At 42.0% G+C, this 22,552-nt stretch carries 12 protein-coding genes; 5 read left to right on the top strand and 7 right to left on the bottom strand.

Annotated features, from left to right (window positions below):
- Positions 1 to 44 precede the first annotated feature (44 nt).
- A complete protein-coding gene (locus ACHEVO_RS05250) occupies positions 45 to 911 on the bottom strand; it encodes a YihY/virulence factor BrkB family protein (protein ID WP_394124196.1) in 867 nt (288 codons plus the stop codon).
- 102 nt (positions 912 to 1,013) lie between these two features.
- Positions 1,014 to 2,672 (bottom strand): TolC family protein, encoded by a 1,659-nt coding sequence (locus tag ACHEVO_RS05245; protein ID WP_394124195.1) that lies wholly within the window; start codon positions 2,670 to 2,672, stop codon positions 1,014 to 1,016.
- Between the two features lie 543 nt (positions 2,673 to 3,215).
- Here ACHEVO_RS05245 and glpK point away from each other — a divergent pair.
- The 4 genes from glpK (at position 3,216) to ACHEVO_RS05225 (ending at position 7,805) form a co-directional block, all read left to right on the top strand.
- Entirely contained in the window at positions 3,216 to 4,826 is a 1,611-nt protein-coding gene (gene glpK / locus ACHEVO_RS05240) for a glycerol kinase GlpK (protein WP_394124194.1), read from the top strand.
- 247 nt (positions 4,827 to 5,073) lie between these two features.
- Positions 5,074 to 5,586 (top strand): hypothetical protein, encoded by a 513-nt coding sequence (locus tag ACHEVO_RS05235; protein WP_057759401.1) that lies wholly within the window; start codon positions 5,074 to 5,076, stop codon positions 5,584 to 5,586.
- A gap of 266 nt (positions 5,587 to 5,852) precedes the next feature.
- Positions 5,853 to 6,875: an endonuclease/exonuclease/phosphatase family protein gene (locus ACHEVO_RS05230; RefSeq protein WP_394124193.1), complete on the top strand. Its 1,023-nt coding sequence runs from the start codon at positions 5,853 to 5,855 to the stop codon at positions 6,873 to 6,875.
- Between the two features lie 237 nt (positions 6,876 to 7,112).
- Complete coding sequence (locus tag ACHEVO_RS05225) at positions 7,113 to 7,805, top strand: TetR/AcrR family transcriptional regulator (protein WP_101205430.1); 693 nt, start codon at positions 7,113 to 7,115, stop codon at positions 7,803 to 7,805.
- Positions 7,806 to 7,921: 116 nt separating this feature from the next.
- Here ACHEVO_RS05225 and ACHEVO_RS05220 read toward each other — a convergent pair whose 3' ends face one another.
- The 5 genes from ACHEVO_RS05220 to ACHEVO_RS05200 all read right to left on the bottom strand — a co-directional run bounded on the left by ACHEVO_RS05220 (position 7,922) and on the right by ACHEVO_RS05200 (position 19,126).
- Complete coding sequence (locus tag ACHEVO_RS05220; RefSeq protein WP_394124192.1) at positions 7,922 to 8,698, bottom strand: hypothetical protein; 777 nt, start codon at positions 8,696 to 8,698, stop codon at positions 7,922 to 7,924.
- A 155-nt stretch (positions 8,699 to 8,853) separates the two neighbouring features.
- Entirely contained in the window at positions 8,854 to 14,181 is a 5,328-nt protein-coding gene (locus ACHEVO_RS05215) for an SdrD B-like domain-containing protein (protein WP_394124191.1), read from the bottom strand.
- A gap of 139 nt (positions 14,182 to 14,320) precedes the next feature.
- Positions 14,321 to 16,429, bottom strand: a complete 2,109-nt coding sequence (locus tag ACHEVO_RS05210) for a beta strand repeat-containing protein (RefSeq protein ID WP_394124190.1) — start codon at positions 16,427 to 16,429, stop codon at positions 14,321 to 14,323.
- A 77-nt stretch (positions 16,430 to 16,506) separates the two neighbouring features.
- Positions 16,507 to 16,971: a hypothetical protein gene (locus ACHEVO_RS05205; protein WP_296207876.1), complete on the bottom strand. Its 465-nt coding sequence runs from the start codon at positions 16,969 to 16,971 to the stop codon at positions 16,507 to 16,509.
- Between the two features lie 241 nt (positions 16,972 to 17,212).
- Positions 17,213 to 19,126, bottom strand: coding sequence for a hypothetical protein (locus ACHEVO_RS05200; RefSeq protein ID WP_394124189.1), 1,914 nt, complete (start codon positions 19,124 to 19,126; stop codon positions 17,213 to 17,215).
- 609 nt (positions 19,127 to 19,735) lie between these two features.
- Between ACHEVO_RS05200 and aceE the strand changes: the two genes are divergently transcribed.
- Positions 19,736 to 22,546, top strand: a complete 2,811-nt coding sequence (gene aceE, locus ACHEVO_RS05195) for a pyruvate dehydrogenase (acetyl-transferring), homodimeric type (protein ID WP_191115074.1) — start codon at positions 19,736 to 19,738, stop codon at positions 22,544 to 22,546.
- The last annotated feature ends 6 nt before the right edge of the window (positions 22,547 to 22,552 follow it).

Below are 22,552 nucleotides of genomic sequence, written 5' to 3'. Positions count from 1 at the left end.
ATGAGATTCCTAAAGCAACAAAGTTGAAAATAAAGGGTTTATTACTAGTACACTCGAAACGCATAAGGCTTGGCGTTGTCTATAGTTTCAGAATTAAAAATAGCACCAAGAGCGACGATAAATGCTGAATAATATAGCCACAGCATAATGACTACAGCAGCTGAAAGCGCGCCAAACTCAGCACTATAGTTATTAAAATTTTGCACATAAATTGAAAACAAGATGGACAATATAATCCATAAAACCGTTGCCAGCGCAGCGCCCGGCATTAATTTCTTGAGGGCGACGGCATCACGATTTGGGGCTAGACGATAAAGGCCCAAAAAGCTTAAGAATATGATACCTGTCAATATTGGCCACCTGCTCCAAAGCGTAATTGTTTTAGCTATCTGAGGGAAAGGAAAGTAGGCCGCCCCCAAAGGAATAATCGCGATAGAGGAGACCGCGATAATCAATACGACTACTGCTGCAAAGGTCAAACCAACTGCGCGAATCGTGCTTTGTACAAAACTGCGCTCTTGAGTAATATGGAACGCAAGGTTAATAAGAATAATTAAAGATTTGATACCTTTAGAGCCAGCATAAAGTGCGAGCAAGGACGAGATAAGCAGGCTGAAAGTCAGGGCAGACGTAGTTGTAGAAACCAACTCGCTCAGACGAGAGTTGAGCACCTCATATACTGTATCAGGTATAAACTGACTCAAAAGCGAGATTTGCTCTTGCATCTCGACAGGAGAAAACGCAAGACCATAAAGTAGGACAAACACAGCCATCACTGGAAAAATTGATAAGAATCCAAAGAAACCTACACTTGCGCAATGCGCCCAAACATTAGAGTTATTGGCAATACGCCATGTTTCTAGTAACGTCTGTAGCCAGTTTTTTAACGATTTAGAGGTCAATTTTTTCATAAAAGCAGCTGTTCGTAATAGGGTTGGTAATAGTATTTTCGATGTCGGCTTCATGGTAATACAAAGCATTTATCAGCACGACTTATGGTTTCTCATATCACATCATTGCTCAGTATATAAAGTAGGCAATTGAATATCAGCGGCATTGAGATAAGCATTAAAAGCAAGTGGCGTACCACAGCTTTGCATAAGGGCAGCCAGTGACTGTACATAGTCATTAGCAGCCTGTGCTTGCTCGGTACGTGCTTTAAGCGATTGCGTCTGTGCCTGCACCACGTCAACGGTAGTATTTACACCTTCTTGTAATCCTAAGCGTCGTAGTCGTAATACTTCTGCTGCCAAATCAACATTACTTTGCAATGCCTGATAGCGTGATTGAGCATTATTGACATCGTGCCAGTTTTTTTCTACCAGTAGCAATAAATTGTCACTGACTTCAATCTCAGAGAGGTCGGCCTGACGTATTTTGGCACTACTGGATGCTAATGATGCGGCTTTATCGAGTCCGCCCCATAGTTTCCAACTGGCAGATATACCAGCGACCCAGCTTGGATCTTTCTCTACCTGACCATAACCGTATAGCAATACCGTAGGCTTGTAGCCCGTATCTGATAGCGCATGCAATTGCTGAGCCTGTGCCCGCTTGGCTGCAACTTTTTGCAGTCCGGGATGGTTATTTAGTGCCAAGTCCTGAAAGTAGCTCACATCTGGTAGAGGGCGACTAGAGACAAACAAAGGCGTGGTTGGTTTAATACGGTAGTCGGTACGTAGTAGACGCTGTAGCGCAATCATGGCTAGGCGCGCGTCGTTATTGGCATTGACGGATTCACTCTTGGCATCCGCAAGCGCAGACTGTGCTTCTAGTCTATCGACACGTGAGATAAAACCTTCTTCAAACAGACGCTCGGCCATATGGTCGGTTTGCTGCAATGTATCGTAAGCGTCTTCTCGTAAGTAAGCGGCGATAATCGCTAACTGTGCCTTAAAATAACGCTCAATTAACGTATTATAGAGCTCATTTTTATCCAGTACGCTATCAGCCATCGCTTCTTGTGTACGTGCATCCGAGGCGCCAGTCAATGCGTCTGTACGCCCAGCAGTATAAATAGGCCAAACGACACCAAGACCTGCGCCCGACGTAGAGCCTGAGCGCTTGAGATTGTAAGAGTCGGGAATACGCTCACCGACCAGCTCACCAAAGTCTGGTAAGTCTGCTGTAGGAGGGACTATGTTATCTAAGCCATTGTTTACTTCGTTAACGATACCACTTCTGAGAGAAGATAAATCTACATCCTCGTCTAAGTGATAGGCACTGGCGGATACTCGAGCAAATACGAGCGGATTGTCGATGGTTCTAAGCGCGTCAGTTTGGTATTCGCTAGCGGCAATCGCTGCTTGATTGGCAGCGATTTTAGGTGATACTTGTACCAGCAGCTTCTGCGCTTGCTCTAAGCTCAAAAAGCTTGAGACGTCTAGGGCGTAGCTGTTATCGACTGCTTTATGTGTAATAGGGTCAACAAGCGTAGACAGTGCTTGCGACTCAGCGTGTTGAGGGTTTGGTACTGTATGAAAAGGTGCTACAGTTGGTTTATTATTATCAGTCAGACTATCAACATCTATGATTTGTGTCACAGCCACTGGTGTAACATCATCTGACACTTCTATACTGTCAGTGTCAGTGCTCGCGTAAGTCATGACAGGCACGCTCATGACTGCAACTGTCATCATAGCAGTCGGTAGCGCTGATAAAATGAATTTCATAAGTCACATAAGCCATTAATTAGAATGTAAGGTATTATAAAATAAGGAACAGCACCGATAGGTTTCATTGCTCAGGATATAAAGTTGCTGAACTATTATAGACTATTTGCCAGCTAGCGAAAAAATGATGCTTAAATAAATCATTCATATTCTAATATAAAAATACGTCTATATTAAAAGCGCTAACAAGCGGTCATTCGTCATAAGAGGTACACTGTAGAGCCACAATGGTGACGGGTCAATGCTCAGTATTTTGCCGTTTTCTATTGTGCAGCCAGTAGCGGTATGATAGAGGTTGGATTTAATTTTTAAATATCTGTTTATAAGTAACAACATAGCCAATAAGACGTTTTCAATTCACGCGATTTATTTTTAGATATATTTTGTTTTTAATCTTACTATGAAAGCATTTAGACCGTAATTAACAAAATAAAAAATGCTCAATAAGCATCAGTCAATCAGTAGCAATTAATAAGTAGCAGTCAATGAATAGTCACTAAATGGCTATCAAATAGAATAAATAATATTAGTAGAGGGTGTGTCATGGCAGGGTATATTTTAGCGTTGGATCAAGGGACCACGTCAAGTCGCGCGATATTGTACGATGATCATGCGCGTCCTATCAAAATGGTACAACAGCCAACGACGCTGCAAACACCAAGAGCTGGATTCGTTGAACAAGATGCACAGCAGATCTGGCAAACTCAGATTAGCTGTGCACATGATGTTATTAATCGGGCAGGGCTGCTTGCCACTGACGTTACCAGTATTGCAATTACCAATCAGCGTGAGTCGATTGTGATATGGGATAAACAAACTGGTAAGCCACTGGCTCCCGCCATCATTTGGCAAGACAGGCGTACCGCAAATTACTGTAAGACACTCGCTGCTGAAAGCGCTAGCAATAGTATGAATGACCCTGTGCATCAGGGCGTTGATAGCGTCAACATGGCACATGAAGCTCAGCGTATTACAGGCCTGCGTTTAGATCCGTATTTTAGTGCCAGTAAGATTGCTTGGTTACTCGAAAACAACCCGAAGCTGAGTCTACAAGCCAGCAGAGGTGAGATAGCGGTTGGCACGATTGATAGTTGGCTGATTTATAAGCTCACAGGCGGGGAGCATGTCATTGATGTGACCAATGCTTCTCGTACATTGTTATTCGATATCCATAAGCTGGCATGGTCAGAGACACTTTGTGACCGATTTGCTATACCTATGAATATATTGCCTAAAGTACTATCGTCCGACGGTGATTTTGGCAAAACTAAAAAAGGCCTGTTTGCAAAGCAAATACCTATTCAAGCAGTATTGGGTGATCAGCAAGCAGCGCTCTTTGGGCAAGGTTGCCTTGATGCAGGCATGGCCAAAAACACTTATGGCACAGGCTGCTTTATGCTAATGAATATTGGCCAACAGCCAAAATTGAGTGAGCATAAGCTGCTAACCACCATTGCATGGCAACGTAAAACGTCACCAATTCGTCCAGATAATTTATCATTTGACCAAATCGTACAGTCAGGCAAACGCATGCTACAGCCACCCAAAAAGGAAGTCACTTATGCCTTAGAGGGCAGTGTCTTTATGGCAGGGGCTATCGTTCAATGGCTGCGTGATAATTTGGGCATGATTCAGCAGAGTAGTGATATCGAAGACTTAGCCCGTCAAGTAGACAGTAGCGAAGATGTCGTTCTATTACCTGCTTTTACTGGATTGGGCGCGCCTTACTGGCGTTCAGATATTAGCGCTAGCATCACTGGTATGAGCCGCGGCACTACTAAGGCACATATTGCCCGCGCTGCATTGGAGGCCGTTGCTTATCAAACCTATGATGTACTTATCGCTATGCAAAAGGACAGCCCTCATCCTTTGACTGAGCTCAGAGTAGATGGCGGCGCTGCAAATAATGACTTACTCATGCAGTTCCAAGCAGATTTGTTGGGTGTTCCGGTATTACGTCCTAGAGATACAGAGATTACGGCAAAGGGCGCGGCACTACTCGCAGGTCTGAAAACTGGGCTATATGATGAATCGACCATGAAAGCTTCATGGCAGGTAGATCGCGTGTTTGAACCAAGTATGTCGGCTGATACTCGTGAGCGACATCTTGCTAAATGGCAACAAGCTATCAAAAGGTCTCTAATGCCGTTATAAGATTGATTTACTTAGTAAATTTATTGTAATAGTACATTTATACTTACTCAAAGTATGAGGCTGCCGTACACAAATGTGATAAAGATACAGGCTGTAACGCAAGATAATCGCAATACGGACACAGTTTACAAAATCGGCCTATCTGTCCTTACCTATAAATTTCTATACTTCAATTGGATTTAGTAGGACCGCTAATAATTAGCAAATAAATAATTCAATAAATAATAAATAATTTAAGGACAATACTATGAGTAACCATGATGCTATCGATCGCAGTGAAGTAAAACATATGTCAAAAGAGACAAAAGAAGATTTAAACGCAGACATCATTACCGGTGAGCCAGGCTCGCATCCAGTAGGTACAGGTATCGGCGGTGTAGGCGGTGCAGCAGCAGGTGCAGCTATCGGTACGATGGCAGGTCCATTGGGTACACTAATTGGTGGTGCTATTGGTGCTATCGTTGGTGGCGGCGCAGGTCATGCAGCAGCTGAAGCCATTGATCCAACTCACGAAGAAGCGTACTGGCGTGCAGAGTATGCAAATGCTGACTACCATAGAGAAGAATACGATTTCGACCGTGACTTACATCCAGCATATGCAGTCGGTTATGCGAATCGTGCTCGTTATCCAGTAGATGCTCGTTTTGAAGATCATGAAGCAGATTTAGAGCGTTCATGGCACGAAGTAAAAGGCGAGTCTCGTATGGAATGGAATGAAGCGCGTCAAGCATCACGTGATGCATGGAATCGCGTATCATAAGAGAGGCTAAATAACTAATAGAACGATTAGGCAAACATCTTGGCAGCCAATGCATTTAGTAATTAGCTAGTATCAGGGATTGCTATACCATTGCCTGAAATAGATTAATTGTATGTCCAGTTCTATTAGTAAATCTACTTATCAACATTTATGCTATTTTAAAACTTCCAAAGTTTAACTTTGGGAGTTTTTTTAGGCATAAAATTTGCAGCGTATACACATACGTGAATATTATGTACTATAATAATGAGAGCGATGGGGAATATATGAGTAATAACACTGAAGGTCATAAACAGTTTTATATCGCAACGGCAAACCTGCTGAACTTTGCGAACCCTAATCGGACTTATTATGAAAATGCGCCAGCTTATAATGATAAAGCTTACGAACATAAGCTGCGAGGTCTTACAGATTTATTGGCTAAAGCGCATGCTGACATTATCGCAGTACAAGAGGTTTGGGATAGTGATGCATTAGAAGAGTTGGCTGTTTCACTAGGTTTCAAGCCCGAGCATGCGGTCATTCCACTTGCCAGTAACGATAGCTCGAGTATATATACCAAAGGCATGGGTGCACAGAATACACCTGCTGTCGGTATTATCAGCCGATTTGAGCAGTTAGAAACCAGTTTGCTAGAAAATATAGCACCAAAAGCCATTATTGATGTACCTGATATCGGTCCTTATCAACGCTTCAACCGTCCTCCATTAGTATTACGTGTTGACGCATACGGACAGCCCATTACTATTATTACAGCGCATCTAAAAAGCAAACGTGCTTTTTTCTTACGTGACGAAAATGGTGACCTATTAGAAGACATGGACGATCCAAATATTCGAGTTCGCGCCAAGCTTCGTAGTTTATGTATGCGCGCGGCAGAAGCGGCCTCTATCCGTATGTCTATTATAGAGCGGTTGCAACATACCCGTGAGCCATTGATTCTATTGGGCGATATGAATGATGTCACAGGTAGCGTGACTACTCAGTTGATGACAGAAACTGGGGAAGTTAATTACGATAAAAGTATGCGTGATGTTGCGCTTTTTGATGCTGCTCGTATTCAAGCACGATATGGCTGGATGAAGGATGTTGCCTATACCCATATATATCAAGGCATGCCAGAAGTTATCGACCAGTTATTTGTCTCAGAAGAGTTTTTGCCTGATAGTAAATTTTCGCTCGGTTATGTCGAACGGGTCGATTATTTTAATGATCATTTAAAGTGGGACTATGCCGATAGAGTCACTGATCATGGTATTATAAGGGCGAAAATAAAACTCAATGATTAACTTTATAAAATTAGACGGTTAGCTCTATTAAATTGCTGATCGTAGTATTGTTTTTTAACCTATTCATGTCCCTTGCTTGATAATGTACAAGCGTTTATGATGCCTCTGCATTGAATAGAGTAGTGACCATATAGGCTTTATATTTTAGCCAACAGTCAACCATCCTTTATTTGAGGATAAATACTATTCAATGCAGATTATATTTATAAAATAGGGCGCAACATTAAGAGATTCACAATGAGTGATAATAAAGACGAAAAGATTGAAGATGTGTTGGTAGATTCGGAATTGGCAAAAAAGCTTGTACCTAATAAGTTTAAGTTTACTAGCCAACAAGGCCGTGCACGTCGTCAAAAACTATTGGCTGGTGCCAAAAAATTGAGCGAAACACATGCTATTAACGATATTACGTTAGCGGCTGTATGTGAAGAAGCGGGCATACCAAGAGCGTCTGCTTACCATTTTTTCCCCAATATTGAAGCAATATTTTTAGCATTACGTTTTTTGAATGCGATTGAAATATTAGAGATGGTAGAGACGGTCGATATTGGCAACTATGACAGATGGCAAGGGTATTTAACGGCGCTTATCGATCATTGTATTACGATATTCCATAACGATGAGACAAAAGCCAAGCTTATCTATGACACCAATACACCTGATTTCGAAGGTGACAGCTTTGGTGAAGACATGGATCATCAAATCGTTGATCTGGTCTATAAGCGTTTGTCAGAGCGTTATGAGATGCCAAACTTCCATGATATCCAAGATACCTTGTTGATTGCTTATAGCATCGTAAATGCTATCTTTACGTTGTCTTATCGCCGTCATCAGAGTATTACTGAAGAGTATATCCAAGAAGCAAATACAGCATTTATTGCTTATTTACGTTGTTACCTACCAGAAAAGTTACCCCGTAAAAACCGCTAATTTAGCTCACTTTAAACATAAAAAAGCCGACAAATATGTCGGCTTTTTCGCGTCTAATTTTTAGTATAAGATTGGAAGTAATAGAGGTTAATATTTTTAATAAAACAGCGACTATTCTAACGGTTAGATGTCAAATCTTGTCCACGGCAAGTATCATCGCTCGCGTCTAAAGGCGAGTACTGCTTATGATAACTGACTATTGACTTCTCTAGCGCTACATTGGTCTGTGAGTTATTGGCATTGACGTAAGCTTCGCGAGCTTGTTCAAGCCAGCGATCAGCCATGCGAAAATGCATACCAGATTCGCGCCAGCCTCGCGCACATTGATTGGTTGCTGCCCAAATTAAAGCCACTTCACTAAAAGCCATCTCACGTGGTGCTGACGCTATGCCATCACCGTCTTTAAGCGCGCTTAAAGTTGCCCATAGGTCAGGACGCATTAGAGCAGAGGTAGACGGAATATCTTGATGCAAGCCCAAGTCCTGTACCGTGTCATTATCTAGCGCTTGCAATATAGGCTTTGCCATTTTTAACGCAACTTGACCCGCAGATGAGCGGCTATTCATACTGTCTTGATGAATAGCATAGTTCAACCAAGCTTGCGCTTTATATGCGAAATACTGTTGAGCGGCTGTCTTGTCTTTTTGTTGATAAGGTTTCAATTGCGTGACCATACAATTTAATAGGCGCTGCTGTTCGCTTTGATATCTATAAGAGTGTGCTTGGCTCTGCCTATCATCACGGCAGTATTTAGCCATGCTAGTTGAGTTAGCCACTTGGATAGTCTCACTCTTAGCTAAAGCTGGCTGCATAAAGGTTAACGAGAATAAAGCTGATAGTGTAACGTATACTGAGCGCTTGAAAGGTGCTGCTTTGATGGCTGAATCAAACATGGTGTAAACCTTATGTTAAGGTAATAAACGTTGGTATTATTTACCATTACTAGGGCTGACCTAATTGTTTATTGAATGACAAAATAATTTGTCATAAGACAATCATGATACTGTCATAAGGTTGTACTTACGACAGTATCATTAGTATAAAACAATTAAAATGCAGAATTGCTGCTCAGACGTTGGTTCTTACGTGGGTCTTCACGTTTAAATAAGTCTTCATCGAACTTAAAGCGCAATCTAAAGTAAGCACCTTGCTGAGTACTGTCGTCATAAGCAATATCTTCATCTTCAAAGCCCATGAAGTTATAACCAAGTGATAACCAAAGGTTGGTCATTGGGCTATAACCCACTTCTGCACCAAGCATATAAGTTAAGTCATTTGCTTGATCATTCCAATAAGTCCCTGCTTGTAAACCAATATCCCAGCGCTCACTGATGTCATAAAGACCGCGGCCATAAACAGCGTGAGCCGTGTTATCGTTGGTTAAGCTATCTGCTTCATATTCTGTATACTTACCAGCATAACGTCCAGACAACGTTAAAGGACGCGTAGGATGGTAATTACCATTCCATGACCAAATCATGGTGTCTTTTTGATAAGCGTCATCGCCAGTATTGTTATCATCCAAACGATATTCGAATTTTGCAAGCATATCTAACTGATTGCTATCGTAGTCACGATATGCAGCACCTAGCTGAAAACGATTGATAGTGCGATCACCATCACTATAGTCAGTGCGTGAATAGATGTCTTTGGCTAAGAAGGTAACCTCATCAGTATAGCGATAGGCGATACCAGCACTACCAAGTAGCGTATCACTTGTTTCGCCCCAACGTTTTTCAAAACGTCCCGATGCCTTATAATTCTCTTTGGCAAGATATTCAACACCGATACCTGCCGCTGTTGCAGTGTTACTTTCTTCACCTTCCAGAGATTCAACACGCTCAAATAAAGTGTTTAAGGTTAAACCTTCTTGAACATACCACTTGTTTTTTAGACCAATAGCTGCTTCTGCCTCACGTGCACTGATGGCGTCACGCATGCGGTATTCGCTATAAACCTTACCATCTTTCATGTAAGTGGCATCAAAACCAACAGTGGTACGTTGACGCTCATCTGTATCATCAAGACCATAAGTACCAGATAGGCTATTAATCAAATCATGACGTGCGTATAGTCGACCTAGATTTCCGAGTGGTGTCTCACCACCGATAGAAGTTGCATTACGTGAGCTGTTTTCGATATCTTGCTCATACTCTGCAAATACCAAGCTGTTATTCAACTTAGGTAGACGAGAGGTAACACGAGCACGAACAGTCGTACCTTCAATATCTTCTTCAGCGTTACTAACGCTGCTCAACGCTGACTGATTGATAATGTCATCATTAAACAAAGTGTCGTCTGTAATATCTACAACGTCTGTCGCGGCTTGAGTATTACGTGAGGCAGCAGTCGCGTCTTGTTTGTAATAACGAACCCCAATTTCACCAACGATGTTTTCGCTTAAACGATGCTCAACGCTTGCCTGCACGCCTTCGCGGCTAGCGTCAGTAGTATGCTCTTCTGTGCGTATACCTTCTAACTTAAGAGCAGTTTTCTTATCATTTAGAGTATGAGTAACCTCTACACCAGATTCAGTACGTCCAGCGGTAAGCGGTGATGCACCAGTGACAAAACCTTCATCAGCATCATTATAATAAGCTTTAGCTCGCGTATTTTTCTTATTATCAAAATCAAGCTCAATACGTAATGCGTTACCTTCAACGTCACTATCAGTCAATTCTGTCGTGTTGATTTGATTGCTTGACTGAAAATTTGGGTTCTCAGCTTTGTTCATCGCATATTCAGCGACCAGCTTTAGCTTATCATTGAATTTAACAACACTATTAACACTAGCTAACTCTTCTTTATTCAATGGGTCATCGCTATTCACATAGCTACCACCGATGGCGACTTTATCCGTTAGTTGCTGTTTCGCGGCAATACCACCAACGAAGTAATCCTCACCACCTTCATCAACTTCGACAGTGACACGGATATAGATAGGATTGCCTTCGATATCCTGACTAGCAATCGGTGCCGTCAAGAATAAGCTGCGGCTGATAGGGTCAATCTCATAATCAGCAAAGCGAGTAAGCGTCTCACGATTGATAATAAGCCCAGGGTTGTTGGCATCACGAGTAATAACTTCAACTGTTTCAGAGTTTTCTAATACCGCATCGAAGTTCTCAGCCAATGGATATGGGCCTGAAATGCCTAAACCGCGAGTCTCATTTACACGTTGGCTAGTACTGGTTTCTGCTAAAAAGGCAGTAACACGAGTATTGCTATCTTCAAATTGAGCTTTTAGACCAGTTAATGTACGGTTGTATTGACCAAGCTTGATACCTTCGTCATCATCAATCTGAGTTTTCAAATCACCATACATAGCGAACGAACGACCTTTATCAAGGCGCACGTAAAGCTTGCTAGTAGACTGAGCATCAAAGCCTTTAGCTGATGAGTCGCCATAGACAGGATAGTATTCGCCCGGCTCGATATCACGGAACAAACGCTCGCCTTTTTTATCACTATCATAAGCAAGCGTTAGCAGGTAGTCACCGCGCACTTTTCCTTTTAGGAACATTGCGGCACGACCAGAAGCTGTGTAATCATCATTACCAGCAAAGTCATTTAGCTCTTGCTCAAACGCACCTTGAGCATCGGTAATGCTGCTACCATCAAAGTCTTTTAGTGAAATAGCACCTTCTACAATACCAACAGCGAGTAGTGGACGTAGTTGAGCAGTAAACTGTAACGGAATGATTTGTTTGCTGCTACCAGTGTCAATTACTAGCTCGCCCTTACCTGGTACGCTTGACGCGATGACTGGTATGAGTAGCTCACCACCTGATACAGTCACTTGGGTGCCAGCTTGATCTTTGCTGCTGTCTTCCAAATTGATACGACCGATATTAGTATCAAGCGTAAGAGAAGTAGTACCAATATAAGGACGATTATCGCGATCTTTTAGGCTGATGACGACTTGGTATTCACTAATACCGTCAGCTGGAACTAATTGTGCTTGGGTACGGTAGTCGATAGCTTGTAGGCTATCAGGAGTTAATACCTTAATCGTCTGCTCAGAGATGATCTGACCATTTATATCAGTCGCAACACCGCGTAATGTGTTCTTGCCGCGCTGTAAATCAACAGCATAGTAATCGAAAGCCGTTACATTCTGTTTTTCTTGCTCAGCAGTTTTACCTATTTTTTGTTCTGATACAGCTTTGCCGTTGGCATATAGTGTGAACACAGACCCAAGCGGTGCCTGAACCTGTACCATTTGTTTATAAGTGCTAAGCTGCTGACCTTCGTTTAGGTTAATGAAGGCAACATCGTTACTCGCCACTTCTTTTAAGTATTCTTCGAGCTCTTTTTCTACTGGCGGAGCAACAGTGGTCACTGTCATATCAACACGGCTATCTACTGGATTGGCCATGTCATTAACGATAGCCGAATCACAGTTATTACCAAGGTCTAAGTCACCATTGATGTTACAACCACTAGCATCTACATTGTCAGTAGTATCGGTATCATAATCAGGATCTAAAGTCAGCTCGGTTTTTACCGCTTGCTCTAACGTGTCATTTTTAGCTTCTACTAATTTGCTACGAGCAATTAGCTCAGCGTTTAAGCGTTCAGTGCTATCTGCCATGCCAGCAACGATTGCAAAATCCGCACGATGTAATTCGCCGTACTTCAAATCAACAAAACGACTACCGGCATCACCAGCATTACGATTGCTTTGGGTAACCAGTTCAGTCTCTCTAGGGATAGTAGTACGATCGACCTTTAGTACGTGTGTTTTGGCACTGATACCATAGAAGTTATATTTACCTTCAGGATCAGTCACGATGAAGTTGCCGTTCTCCATATAGATACGTACACCAGCGACACCAAGTTCGCCGTCTTCTTTTTGCTGAATACCGTCGCGGTTGATATCGTGATAGACCTTGCCGACGATAATACCGTCGGTATTCATCACTCCGCGTTCTACATCAATTTTCCACTGAGCTTCTCTTGAGCCTACGCTTTGACCTTGGTCATTTCTAGCAGCTGCGGTGGCGCGGTTGATACCATCGCCGCCTAGTGATGACGCACCTATGAGCACACGATAAGTAATTTTTTTACTTTCGCCAACTGCCATGTTTCCTAAGTTCAATACCTGATATTTACCATCAGCTTTAAACTCGGTAGTCTGTGCTTGATTGATATCAAGATTAGTCGTTGGACTAACACGTACACTGTTCTCAACGTAGTCAAAACCACGTGGTAAAGCGTCTTTTAGTTGTACATCGTAAGCAGTCGATTTGCCGTTATTGGTAATATCGATGGTATAGCTGACATAATCACCAAGCTCTGCAGTTTTGACATCGCTTTCTTTAGTGACGACTAGGCTTGCATTATTATCGATGATGTTTACTTGAGAGCTCAGATCATCGATACGTACAGTAAAATCGCTATCATTTGGTAGCTGATCAGCACCTGTGCCAACAGAAGGAGCAATACAAGCTGTTAACTCAGCAGTCAACGTATCGTCGACCAATGTCTGAATCAGTTTATCGTCAATAGCATTGGCATTATTCTGTGTTGGTACAGATAAGTGATATTTGCCTGTATTATTACCAGTTTCAATTCCTTTAAGAGAGTAGGTATCACCAGTCATTGGCGACTTAACAGTAATCCATACTTGATCAGGTTTATCAGATTGCACGTTACACTGCGCGTAACTGGCATCAATATAAACGTTGTCCCCGATTTGCGAGGTGGTTTTAGTACCGTCAAATTGAGGGGTAGTAAAGTTGATTTTAGGTTCAACAATAACCAGTCTGTCAATTGCTTCAACAGCTGCTATTGATGGGTCTTCTAATATGATAGCGCCAATCTTCACATCAGCGGTATCGCCATCTTCACCGTCGGCATCTGATAGAGCCTGTACGATAAGCTGAATACTCTCACTCTGACCAAGTTTGATCTGAGCGCTCAGGTTAACGAGCATGATTTGTCGATCTTCTGAATCGACTTCTCCGTTATTATTAAGATCTTGATAGACTTTTAAATTAGAGACAGTTGGCGATATAGCAAGTGTCAATTCAACAGTCTGATCACTATAGCTGGCGTTACTCAGTACGTTGACCCAACTTACCTGTGTATTAGGCATGACTGTACGTAAAGCATGCTGAGTCAAACTGATACCATATTCAGGTAAATTTGAGGCTTTTACTTGTACTTGGTTTGAGTCAGTACTGATAGTCGTGCTGGTCTCACTGTCAACGTTGTAGCTGGCTTGAGCAGTGTTATTGATCAGCTGTACCAATGAATCAGTTGCAGCAGATGCGGTATTTGATTGCATAAGCAACATTGCAAATGACAGCGCAGAGATCTTCGCTGTATGCAACGTAGCACGATTAGACAGTGTCATTAAAGATTTAGTCATATGTCGCTTATCCAATAAAATATAAAGGGGTAGGGTAGTAACGCTCCAGCTTGGCTAACCAAAATCAATTAGGTCAAGCTGGATAGTTAGTCTATAAGCGTCTTGTGAAGCTTATAGACTTTGTAATATTAAATATAAATTAACGAGCATTTTTAATTTTGATCTTAAAGGTCAAGGTGCCAACGCCGCCAGGAACTAATGTATAGTTAGTACCAAGAACCGCAGTACTGGTAGTACTAGCTGTGCCTGCAGTAGATGACGTAGTAGCAGAAGTAGCAGGTGAATTAGCTACTAAATCCGCACCAGCTGAAAAGTTAGACAACAAATCCGAAATCGTTACACCAGTAAGATTAAAACCTAATGCTGCTGAAGAAGTGTTAGTCGCCTGAATACGATAGATAACACATTGATCAGGGGTTGCATCAATAGCAGTTTGAACAAAGGTACTTGAAGCAACCGTACCTGAACAAGTCGCATCTAATGATTGAGCCTTCACTAAACTTAAGCCTCTAACATTAGTCGTATCAGTCACTGAAGTCACAGCAGGTGGATTAGTGCCAGCTGGGGTCAGAGTTACGATAGTCGTTTCAGTGCTACCGACAGCAGCAGCGTCAGCAACAGTTGTAGGAGTAGTTACATTGCCTGAAGACACATTATAGTTGATCGCTAATGTACCACCAGGTGCAATACCATTTGGAAATTGAGCGGTTGGTAGTGTAGAGCTATTAAGAGTGTACGTATTACCACCAGCAACGGTAGGTTGCAGTGTTATAGTAACCGGAGCTCCACCACCAGGCGGCGTATAAGTAACACTAACAGGACCAGTAACAGGTCTGACAGCCGCATTGTTGCCACCATCAGCAATAGTAAAGGTCAATGGGTTAGCATTGGTACCTTCAGCATCTTGACCGCTGTTGGTAATAAGAGTTGAGTGAATAGCTTGATTAGCAGTACCTGAGGCAGGGGCAATCTCTCTAGTCGTTGGATTGCTCACTACAACCGCTCGTCTGGTGAAGTTAGTAACACCAGCAGTATCTATACCAGCGCCGTTAGCTTGATCTGCAGCAGCAGGAACTCTAGTCACATCTATATTGTTATTTGTACTATCCAAAATATTATAGTCAGTACCAAGTACAGGAGCAGCAATTAACGGACTAACCGCACCGATGAACTTATCGTAGACTTCCACGTTGTTCGTTGCTGAACTATTAGCAGCTGTATACTGAGTTTTATCGACATTAACTGTGAAAGTAATTGTGCGACTTGCGCCAACGGCTAAGTTTGCTACGGCAACATTAATAGCTTGTCGAGTACCAACAGTAGAAATCGTAGCAGTGCCAGCACCAGTTACGGTCACGTCTGAGGCTGTGCCATTAGGCAAACTCAAACCTGCAGGAAGGACATCCCTGATGACAATATCAGTCGCAGCAGTACTATACTCAGTATCCACGTTAGTGACTACGATAGTATAGTTGATCTGCGGATTAGCCACTGTCAAGTCGACAGTACTGGTCGCTGTTTTTGCAATTTTAAAGGTAGGCAATCTCACGATAGTTTGGTTTTCGTTCACCAACGTCGCATTTGCTGGAAGATTAGCAGTAAAGAAAGTACTGGTTGCTGTTAACGTACCAACGCCTTTGTCATTACCGTTACGAGTGTCTGGCGTAGCTGCTTCGTAGCTTAGATTAGCTCTAGTGCCTGGCTGTAGTTTAATAGTACCACCATTGGCTACTGTACCTGTCTGTGCTTGACCATTTAAAGCGGTTACTTGAGCAGAAGTCAAAGGAGTACCATCTGCTTGTACAATAGTAAACGTAACAGGCGCAGTACCTAACGCATAGTCTGGAGTAGCCGTTACTAGTGCTGAGTCATTACCTGTGGTATTAATGGTATAAGTATCAGTAACGTTACCCGTGTTGGTTAAGTTATGAGTAAAGGTAGTCGTACCACCTGGCGTAGCAGTCTGATTGATAGCAATATCGTCACCAATGCTGCCATCATCAATAGTCGACGTGAGTGAAAAGTTGGCCGTTTCGCTAACGTTGACAGTTACGATGTTTGACGACACGTTTGGCTGAGCGATACCAGCAACACTGTAGTTTGCGGTTGCAACGTTATTGATAGCAGCAGCACCTGCACTAACACCACCAGTAGTATTAGGAGTAGCTGCATTAGCACCACCAGAGATACCCATTACTGCGGCAATACCGACAGCAAGCAAGCTATAGTTAAAAGTATTTGATTTCATGTAGTACTCCAAAATGGATAGTAAAAGGCCGAATTAATAATGGAAGGGTGAAAAATAAAGGTTTAACCTTCTGTTAATTAGTTAACAGTAGTGTTTAAAGCCACAGCAGCTGATTTCTTAGCTGGTAACAACTTGATATTCCAGCGTAAGGTACGGTATTCAGAATACGGCACTTTAACCATTTTGCCATCGACCTTGCGCATTAGCGGCATATCAGCATAGTTCTTGCCATCAGTACTGGCTTGTGCGCTTGCAGGATTTGCCTCACCAGTAAAAGTCATGTTTGCAGGGATAGGCAGTGTCACCATCAGATCATTAATGTCTTTATTGATGGTATTGGTATAAGTTGCTTTGTATTGAATGACAGTACCAGCTGGTGCTGTACGTACTGGTGAATATACTGTTTTGCCGTCCGCATTCTTAATGACCTGATTAGCAGTCAGTTCCATTTTTAGAGCGTCGTCAGCATGAGCAGTACCTAGCAAACAAGCAGAGGCAAAAGTTGCTAGCATGACATTATGTAAGAGGTTAAAACGTTTCATATAAAATCCTTTCTTAGAACATGACTATCAGTAAAAAGCGAACGTCGTATATCATGATGGAGGAGCTAGTAATCTAATATCATTCGTCGTTTTAAAAGGTATCTATCTCCCTTTCTTCTATTTTCACGTAATTAATACAATTAATCATCACAAAAATGACAACTGGCATTTTGGAGTATACAAACGGTAAAAGCCCTATCTGGCTAGACAGGGCTTGAGTAAAAGTTTAATAAACAGGTGTTTAGTTACTAATGGTAGTACCATATTTAGTATTAAAACGAATGGCCTGACGACGAGTAGTGGTGGTAGTACCTAAAGAAAAAGTATTGGTAGTAACTGTACCGTTGTTGCCAATAGATACCGAATTTGTTGCAAATGATGGAGTACCACTATTTTCACCAATAGGTGTTGGATTTGCTAAAGTAGAGGTAATCGATGAATTATTAGAGTCATTTTTACTCTGTAGCGTATCCTTAATAACAATATCTGCTAAGGAAACATTACCGCGATTTATAGCTTCAATTCTATAAGCGATACATTGTCCAGGGATAATGTTAGATATTGGTTTTGTACTATACGCACTACTAGCACTACCGTCATAATTAACACCAATGGTGGCAAGGTTATTTAGGCTACAGTCATGGACATACTGACTTTTGATTAATACCAAGGCAGTATTTTCTGGAACAACATCACCGAAATCATTGCTAGGGTAGTTATATTTACTGTTAGTAATGTCTATTTGTAGGACATTGCTTGTAGTATCTACAGAATATGTATAGTTGCTAGGCTCATTTTGAGTAACGCAAAGCCTTGTATAACTACCTACTTGTGCTGCCGTCAAGCTAAAACTATAGGTTCCATTATTACCAATGTTTACCGTCTGAGGTGAGAACGTACCACTATCACCTGTACATTTGTTTAGAGTAATGGTATGACCCGTAGTAAAGGGAATACCAGATTCAGTTGTTGAATCGTATTTGCCATTGAAATAGAGGCTATTATTTAGGTATTTATCTGATACATCGTCTTTATTTGGGCTTACAACGTTACCGTTATCGTTAAATACGGTGCCTGAGAACACATAGTTTGCAGTATTAGTAATAGTACACGTAATATCATCGCCATAGGTGGCATTACTAAGCGTAAATGAACGAGTCTTGGCTGAAGCATTATAGCTCATTGCTGAGGTAGGCATGACTGTAGTACTACCTGTCGTAGCATTACTACAAATATAAGTCGCACTATAGTTGGCTATGTCACCTAGTGTAGTACCATTCATCACACGCTCAGTAATGGTATAACTTGTGCTATCTGCTAATGTAAGCGTTGTACTGGTTCCGTTAGTGATGGTCGAGCCTGTACCAGTAGTAGTAAAGCTATTAGCAGCTAATGATCCACCACTAACTGCTATTTCAAATTGGTCGTTAGTGTTGACACGTGTACTACTCAACGCTTTTTTTACGATGAGCTTAGGCGGTGCCAGACAGAAATAGAAGTCTGAATAACCTACTACATGATCACCTGTTGATGTAGTTGTAGAGGCACTAGCATAATTATTACCATGAGTCGTAATAAACGGTGTATTTGCTGCTTGGGCCTCCCATTCAATATTAAAATTACAGGGAAGAGTGGGACTACAATTGGTCCACTGGTTTGCAGTAATCGTTTTATTTGAATTAGATACGGTAAAGTTATTAGCAAAATTGCTAAAAGAACCACCTGTAGTAACAATTGATACCGACTCAGTGTATCTTCCAGCAGCATTCGCATCCAAGTCTTGAACGACAAAACCGTATTTTGTAACGGGTTTATTAATAGTGGCCGTCAACCTGTGATTCACATCGATTTTTTCGCTGCTATGACGCATGTTAAGAGCATTGGTAGTAACACCAGTAAAACTGCTAACTTCTGGATAGCCAGTCCTAACAAAGTTAATATCGGAAAAAGATAAGACAAGTTTAAGACCACTGTCAAAGCTATAAGTGGTACTAGAGTTGCCTGCTGCTGACCAACTCAAAGTAGCCTTAGGTGCTGTTGTAGTACTCTTAGAACCTAAATAATACATAGCATGTCCACTTGGACATACGGGATCAGCTTCAGCAAAAGCTACATTACTAATAAAAAACATAGGAATAGCAGCAAGCAATGTCATTATCTGACATATATATTTATTGAATAAATGCTTTTTCGTTGAATTCAAAAGTCGTTCTACCTTTTGCATCTCAATATTCCTATATATTAAAGCCTAATGTAAACGTTTATTTACCAAAAAAAAATGTGTTATACATATTTTGTATTTTAAGTAATATTTTTGTAAAAATCATATTAAATAGATGAATGGCGTTTTTGTCATGACCAGTTACCGTATGTTGTATAGTCAATCAATCATATTCCGCAGAGCTATTAATAAATAATATTTACCTAACAACTAATCATTATTTATTTAAAAAATACTTGCGATTTCTTCATTTCTCTACAGCCATAAACAACCAGCGCGTAAACGCCTATAATGGAATGTCATAGTAATTAACGTTTGAATAGAATAGTCGTAGCATTATGACGATCTGGCAGGTGTGTTGATTTGATGCATTTGTCGATATGAGTAATACTATTTTTATAATCAAGCTGTATATCATCGCACAAAACAATGGAATGCTTGGACGTAGCAAGGATGTCATAAGTAAACCAATCTCTCATCATGCATTTTTCAATGAAGCCCTGCCATTAGGTAGGTATGACTGATATAAAAGGATTAACAAGAATGAATTATTATAAGGATGCTGATAGCACCGAAACTCAGGAATGGCTGGCAGCCTTTGAGTCTGTGGTTAAACACGCAGACAAGGACCGTGCTCAGTTCCTCCTAAAAGCCTTATACAATATGGCAGTTCAAGAAGGGTTGCCGTTCAACAGACTAGACACTGCGTACGTCAATAGTATCGCTGTTGAAGATGAGCCAATGTACCCAGGCGATCTAGGCATGGAGCGTAAGATACGTGCGTTAATTCGCTACAACGCACTTGCTATGGTTATGCGTGCCAATAAAAATGACGATGATTTGGGTGGTCACTTAGCGACATTCGCCTCTAGTGCAACGCTTTATGAAACGGGTTTTAACCATTTCTTCCGCGCCGCTAGCGATCACTTCGGTGGTGACATGATCTATTATCAAGGTCACTCAGCACCAGGTATCTATGCACGCTCTTATTTAGAAGGTCGTTTGACCGAAGATCAGCTCGATAATTTCCGTCGTGAAGTAGGCGGCAAAGGTCTATCAAGCTATCCGCATCCATATCTAATGCCTGATTACTGGCAGTTCCCAACGGTATCGATGGGACTTGGCCCAATCATGTCTATCTATCACGCCCATGTACATCGCTATATGGAAAACCGTGGATTGCTAGAAAAAGAAGGTCGTAAGATTTGGACATTCTTGGGTGATGGTGAAACGGATGAGCCAGAAAGCTTAGGTGCTATTTCTCTGGCAGGTCGTGAGAAGTTGGACAATCTAATATGGGTAGTTAACTGTAACTTGCAGCGTCTTGATGGTCCAGTCCGTGGTAACGGTAAAATCATTCAAGAGCTAGAGTCAGTATTCCGCGGCGCAGGCTGGCGAGTTATCAAAGTTATTTGGGGTGGCAACTGGGATTCATTACTTGGTAAAGATCATACGGGTGTCCTTAAACAACGTATGGAAGAAGTGGTGGATGGTGAGTATCAGCTATATGAAGCTCGTACGCCTGAATTTACTCGCAAAGAGTTCTTTGGTAAATATCCAGAGCTAGAAGAGATGGCAGATGCGTTGACTGACGAAGAAATCTCGCGTCTGAACCGTGGTGGCCATGATCCAGTTAAAGTTTATGCTGCCTTTAGCGAAGCTATGAAAACCAAAGGCCAGCCGACAGTTATTTTGGTTAAGACCGTTAAAGGTTATGGCTTGTCTGCCCAAACGCAAGCAGTCAACAAATCGCATCAGGTGAAAAAGCTTGATCAAGAAGCGTTGATGTATTTCCGTGATCGTTTTGATTTGCCATTTACTGATGAGCAGTTAGAGACTCTACCATTCTACCGCCCTGAAGAAGGTTCGGCAGAGATGAAGTATCTAAAAGGTCGTCGTGAGTCGTTAGGTGGTCATCTACCAAACCGCCGTAGTGGTCATATTCCACTAAATATCCCTGAACTATCAATGTTCGATCGGGTATTAAAAGGTAGCAATGGTAAAGAGCAATCGACGACGATGGTATTTGTGCGATTGCTATCTGCAATGCTCAAAAACAAAGACATTCAAGATCGTGTCGTACCAATCGTACCTGACGAAGCGCGTACTTTCGGTCTAGAAGGTATGTTCCGTCAGTTAGGTATCTACTCGGCTGTTGGCCAAAAATATACGCCAGAAGACAGTGAAGCGTTGATGGGCTATAAAGAAGCTATCGATGGTCACATGTTAGAAGAAGGTATCAACGAAGCAGGCGCAATGAGTACTTGGATTGCATTGGCAACCAGTTATTCTGTGAACGCGCTACCGATGATTCCGATGTATATCTATTACTCAATGTTTGGTTTCCAACGTGTGGGTGATTTGGCTTGGGCAGCAGGTGATTGTCAAGCACAAGGCTTCTTGTTAGGCGCAACTGCTGGTCGTACAACGCTTAATGGTGAAGGCTTGCAGCATCAAGATGGTCATTCACAGATTCTGTTCAATGTCGTGCCAAACTGCGTCAGCTATGATCCTTGCTTCGGTTATGAGCTAGCTGTGGTCATGCATGACGGTCTACGCCGTATGTATGGTGAAGGCGAGCGTGTCTATTATTACTTGACGTTGATGAACGAAAACTACGAGCAACCTGCTATGCCAGAAGGTGCCGAAGAAGGTATCAAACGTGGTATGTACTTGCTTGAAGACAATGGTTCAACACAAGTACAGTTATTAGGCTCTGGTGTTATCTTGCGCGAAGTACAGAAGGCATCACAGATACTAAAAGACGAGTTCAATATTACGTCTAACGTTTGGAGCGTAACCAGCTTTAATGAGTTGACTCGTGATGGTATGGTTTGTGATGACTACAACCGTCTACATCCAATGGACGAAGAGAAAGTGCCTTGGGTTACTGAGCAGTTAGCACCGCACGAAGGTATCGTGGTTGCAGCGACAGATTATATGCGTAACTACTCAGAGCAGATTCGTGCTTGGTTACCAGACAACCGTCCTTACACGACTCTGGGTACCGATGGTTATGGCCGTTCTGATACACGCGAAAACCTACGCAGTTTCTTTAACGTTGATGCGGCGCATATCGTTGTGGCAACGCTTAAACGCCTAGCCGATGAAGGCGAAGTTGAGATGCGTTTGGTTAAAGACGCGATTTCAAGCTTAGGTATCGATGTGGATCATCCACCTGCATGGCAACAGCAGTCTTACTATGATCAGTCTCCAGATGCACCAGCGCCAGGTAACGTAAATCCAAATCCTGTACCTGAGTTTATCGCTGAAGACGATGATGAAATCAGTAATGAAGGTCGTGCTGAAGATCAAGCAGATGCAAATGTACTTGATGATAAAGATGTCAAATAATAATAA

The sequence above is a fragment of the Psychrobacter nivimaris genome (assembly GCF_043419765.1).
In the GTDB taxonomy this organism is placed as follows: Bacteria; Pseudomonadota; Gammaproteobacteria; order Pseudomonadales; family Moraxellaceae; genus Psychrobacter.
This window is presented reverse-complemented; position numbering and strand designations above follow the sequence as displayed.